Source organism: Asticcacaulis sp., from assembly GCF_027484505.1.
GTDB lineage: Bacteria > Pseudomonadota > Alphaproteobacteria > Caulobacterales > Caulobacteraceae > Asticcacaulis.
In genome coordinates this window covers 1-4434 of sequence record NZ_JAIXSV010000163.1, presented here as the reverse complement: position 1 = coordinate 4434, position 4434 = coordinate 1, and the positions used below count along the sequence as shown (strand labels likewise).

Here is a 4434-nt window from a genome sequence, read left to right as displayed (position 1 = left end):
CTTCTGTGCAAAAACTTGATATCGCCGCTGCTCCGGCGCGGGCGCGCGTTGCTCGGCGCGCGGCTCCAGGGTCCGTCAAAGATGCTGTGCGTGAGGCTATATCAGCGCACCCGGACGGCATAAGCCAACAGGATATTGATAGCTTCGTACGAGCAGAGCAGGGCATTACGCTCAAGCCCTCTTCGAGGCGCATGGCAATTATCAAGCTTCATTCCGAAGGTGTAATCACTGAACGTGGCAATCTCTGGTTTCCAGCGCATCCAGCGCAGGAAGCGGGCGCGCAAACGCCCGTCCCCGAAAACGGCTGAACATCACAGGAGGTTAAGAAGATGCTTTTCAGAAGATAGTGAAACCGTTGCCTAACAGCCCCGACGGATAATGGGGCTGGGGGTGTCTAGACAAGGGCTGCAACCCTTATCCAGACACCCTAGGCCATACGGCACTACATCGGCAGCGGGCAAACCCGAACCTGCTGACGTAGTCAACGAGAGACTCGATACGAGCCTAACGACAGCGAAATTAGACTCGCATGGACGTCTCTCGTTGGCAAGGGCCAACATTGAGGAGTACCGTTCATGGTTTTCGTGAACGCTTACTTTCGCTTGCGCTTTGGGCGCCGCGAGCATGTGCGTTGTCATGTGCGTCGCTGGCCTCGGACGTAACGCGTAGGTCGAATGAGGCGGCGGCGTGCAAAGCCGCTGTCGCCTCCATTCCTTTGTTGGGTAGAGCGCGATAGGCGACAACCTTTAGCCAAAACGCAAAAAGCCCCGCTGGCGACCAGCGGGGCTTTTTTGATGATCGCTTGGCGTCCCCAAGGGGACACGATGCCAGGTTTCCGATTTTCGATGCCAGATCAGGCAGATAAGGATCACGGGTTAGCAAGGGGGCCGGGGGTGATACACACCCCTGATACACACGGCCCTAATGACGAGCCTTCAATACCTGCAACGGCGTGGATCGGTATTCCGTTTCCGAATGAGGCTGCCTCGTGACATCGCGGCTATAACCGGCAGGAAAGAGGTTGTCCGCACCCTGGGGACAACTGATCCCGTAACCGCCAAACGCCTTCTGCCCGTGGTCTGGGCAGCCTGGGAACGAACCATGTCCATCATTCGCTCTACCCCAGCCATAACCCGGCAGGATGTTGACCGGATCGTGAACGACTTCATCAGGACGGAACTGGACAGCTATCGCGCCTTACACAATGCCACGGCATCCGTTGAAAGCCTCCGGGGAGTGATTGAGTGGGAGGATGCCGCCCGCCCGCAGCTCCGTCGCCGGATCGCTAAGGACATCGAACGCGGTGAACCGTTCTGGACCCGCGAACACCTGGAATCCTTCCTAGAATCCAGAGGCATGCCCATCCACCGAGACAGCCCGGCCTATCGAGAAATGATGCGGGCGCTGGCTCTTGCGTGGCTGTCCACCTTGGACGCGATGGACAACGGTGCTCCGGCTGCCGACCCGCTCCCGGATCAACCTGCCATGCTACAGACACCGACCGAAGCGCCGGCCATTAAGCTGGACAAGGCAACACAGCATCGCTCCGTCGAAGCCTCCCAACCCTGGCGATCTCAGGAACAGCGGTTCTTTGCCGACCGGCCTAGCATCGGAGATTCAGCCCGCGTATCACACCGACAGGCGTTTAAGGAACTCGAAGCCCTGATTGCCGCAAAGCCGCTTGGCGAGGTGTCCACCTCAGATATCAAGGCGTTTGCTGATTACCTCCGCGACAAGCCGATAGAGCGAGCGGGCCGAAAGAGGCTGTCACGTGAGACCATCGTCAAACTCTTGTCGCACGTCCGAAGCTATTTCGGCTGGGCGGTCGAAAGCGGCTTCATCGCTGAAAACCCGGCTGAGAAGGTGAAGCCGCGAACAGAGACAAGAGAGGAGCGGGACCAGATACCCCGGCGGGCATTAGCCCCCTCGGAACTGGATACGCTGTTTCGCTCCCCGCTGTTCGTCGGTTGTCGCGGCCTCAACCTACGTCACCAACCAGGGTTGAAGGTCTTTCGGGACGGCAGATTCTATTTTTTCCTCGCTGGTCTGCTAACCGGGGCACGAACGGAGGAGCTGGCCGACGCACCTTCAACGCTCGTGGATTTTCACGGCATCCTCTGCTTGGACCTCCGGGAGGCTGCAACCAAGACATCCGCCGGTCCCAGATTGGTTCCGGTTCTGCCAGCCCTGCGTAAAACGGGATTCGTCGACTTCGCCCGCGGCGAAGAGCGGGCGGGGCGGAAGCTGTTTAGAGAGGTGACTCGTGACTGGTCCGGTTGGACGAACGCCTACCTTGACAACATCGGCATAACAGATCGGGCCGTTACCGGCTACTCGCTCCGCCATAACTTTCGTCAGATGCTGAGAGCGTCCGGGATCACTCAAGAATTGATGGACAAGGTGTTCGGGCACGAGGGGCAGAGCGTAGGCTCTGGCTATGGACGCGACCTGTCACCTGCTGAGGCCCGCCTAGTGATAGAGCGGGTTGTTCCCCCTATTGAATTGTCGCACCTCTACATAAACGAGCCCGGCTGAATACAGCCCGCGCACGCCGCGACACCGCCGCTATATCTGAAACAGCACGTCCGCACCCTGGCAGCCCACGCTGCCAGGGCTTTCGTGCTGACAAGGCGAAGTCTTAGAAAACCACATAGCATCTGACCCCGCTCCAGAACGTGTTCGACACCTCTTGAATGTAATATCGAGGTTATTTTATAATATATGCACAAACTATCACAGCATCAGCCTTGTATAAGAAGGCACAGAAATAGAGAGGTCACTCATGAAAACTCATGTTGGCGTAGCTCTGCGCTTAGAGACGAGGGACATTTTGCGCCGTATTGCAAAGATCGAAGGGCGTTCTGTTTGCGAGGTCGTGCATCGGTCTGCTCTTGAACGGCTTGCCAAGCATCGCCCCTCCGCCCCCGCTGCCAAGGGGGAGGCAACCCATGCTTGACCTGAACACCCTGGCGGAAGCCCGCCAGTCCGCCGCCGCCGACTGGCCGCACACCACCTATGCCGCCGACCGGGCAACCGACCCCGAAACCTTCGCCACTCTGGCCGCCCGTCTGGACGGTGGGGAGACGTTCATCGGCAATGCCCGCGTAGCGCTGGGCGTGGATCGTGCGACCGGCCTTCCGGCCATGCTTATCCAGGCGGATGACGAACTGCTGTTCACCGTCATGGATAGCGGGGCTGAACAGTATGGCGACCCGCTCCCGGCCCACCGGCTGGACCATGGGGAGGATGACGAATGAGCACTGACCCCGACGACATCCTCAGCCCGCCGGACCCGATCAACCTCTTGCCCGCCTCTGTGGTGGCGGCAACCATCGCGCCACTCATGCCCGGCACCGATGCAAGCGCATGGCTTCGCGACATGCGCCGTTCACGGCCTGGATATCGCCCCCGCGTAACCAGGCCCCCCACCGCCATCCGCCGGGGCCGCCGGGTGTTCTACCCACGGTCGGAATTGGTCCGGCTGCTGGACGAACTGGGGTCCGCGGAATTGGTCCGGATGCTGGAAGAACTAGAGGCCCAGCCGGCCCCGATCAAGGGGGCGTCAGCATGACCGGGGCCGCAACGATCCATGCCGTCGTCAGCTATAACCCGCTGGACGCTTCCGATAGGTCCATGGGCGAACTGGCATGGCGGCCCGGCGTGACGCTTGCCGACCTGTTGACCGGCCTGCCGTCAGCTATCGAATGGGTCGTCTCCCTGGATGGGGAGGCGACACCCGCCGACCGTTGGGCGGAGATCAAGCCCGCCCCCGGTTCGCACCTCGTTATCGTCCCGGCTATTCGTGGCGGGCGCACGGGTAAGACGGTTCTGCGCATTGCCGCGACCATAGCCGTTGCAGTTGCCGCCTATCAAATCGGCGGGCTTGCTCCCGGCGGTCTTACGTCCGTTTGGGGTGTGACCGCAGCAGCAGCGACGCCTGCCGTTGGCACCATGTCCGTTAATATGAGGTCTCTTCCATGACAGCGATTGTCGCCACTGTTGCGCACAATGGCGCATGGCTTAGCTCCGACACCCTTATGGTCAATGCCGCCACCGGGGAGGCGCTGGGCTATGTGCGCAAATTGCTGATCCTGCACCGTGCCAAAAGCGCCCTGGTCATTGCCGGGCCGGTCAGCGCCGTTGCGGACATGCACCAGACAATCTATCGGGGCAATGCCTCGACCTTCCGGGACGTGGATAAGGCCCTTGCCGATATCCTCCCCCGTTACGGTGAAGCAGGGCCGATCCGCGCTTTCGCCCTTGGCATGGCGGACACAGGCCCGGCGGGCGTGGCCTATGAACTTACCGCCACCGGCCTGACGCGGCACGAGCTTGCGGCGGGCGCTGGGCATGCCTTTTCACCGGCGGAAATTGACAACACCCGCCCGGCCTATCGCATGGCCTATGCGCAATGGGAAGCGGCGGCCCGTGGGG

Annotated in this window: 6 protein-coding genes and 1 pseudogene; all 7 read left to right on the top strand. The window is 60.8% G+C overall.

Going from position 1 to position 4434, the window contains the following annotated elements; translation table 11 throughout:
* On the top strand, positions 1 to 308 hold a 308-nt coding region (locus Q0072_RS10425), incomplete at its 5' end, for a hypothetical protein (protein WP_298329475.1).
* Positions 309 to 924: 616 nt separating this feature from the next.
* Positions 925 to 1089: pseudogene (locus Q0072_RS21915) on the top strand (DUF6538 domain-containing protein); the annotation flags it as partial.
* Positions 1090 to 1101: 12 nt separating this feature from the next.
* On the top strand, positions 1102 to 2535 hold the full coding sequence (locus tag Q0072_RS10420) for a phage integrase SAM-like domain-containing protein (protein WP_298329473.1): 1434 nt from the start codon (positions 1102 to 1104) through the stop codon (positions 2533 to 2535).
* 413 nt (positions 2536 to 2948) lie between these two features.
* Positions 2949 to 3257, top strand: coding sequence for a hypothetical protein (locus Q0072_RS10415; RefSeq protein ID WP_298329470.1), 309 nt, complete (start codon positions 2949 to 2951; stop codon positions 3255 to 3257).
* Positions 3254 to 3571: a hypothetical protein gene (locus Q0072_RS10410; protein WP_298329468.1), complete on the top strand. Its 318-nt coding sequence runs from the start codon at positions 3254 to 3256 to the stop codon at positions 3569 to 3571. Before Q0072_RS10415 ends, Q0072_RS10410 begins: the two co-directional genes overlap by 4 nt.
* A complete protein-coding gene (locus Q0072_RS10405) occupies positions 3568 to 3981 on the top strand; it encodes a hypothetical protein (protein ID WP_298329464.1) in 414 nt (137 codons plus the stop codon). The genes Q0072_RS10410 and Q0072_RS10405 overlap by 4 nt, the downstream gene beginning before the upstream one ends.
* The coding region (locus tag Q0072_RS10400; RefSeq protein WP_298329460.1) for a hypothetical protein at positions 3978 to 4434 on the top strand (457 nt) is incomplete at its 3' end. The genes Q0072_RS10405 and Q0072_RS10400, both read left to right, overlap by 4 nt.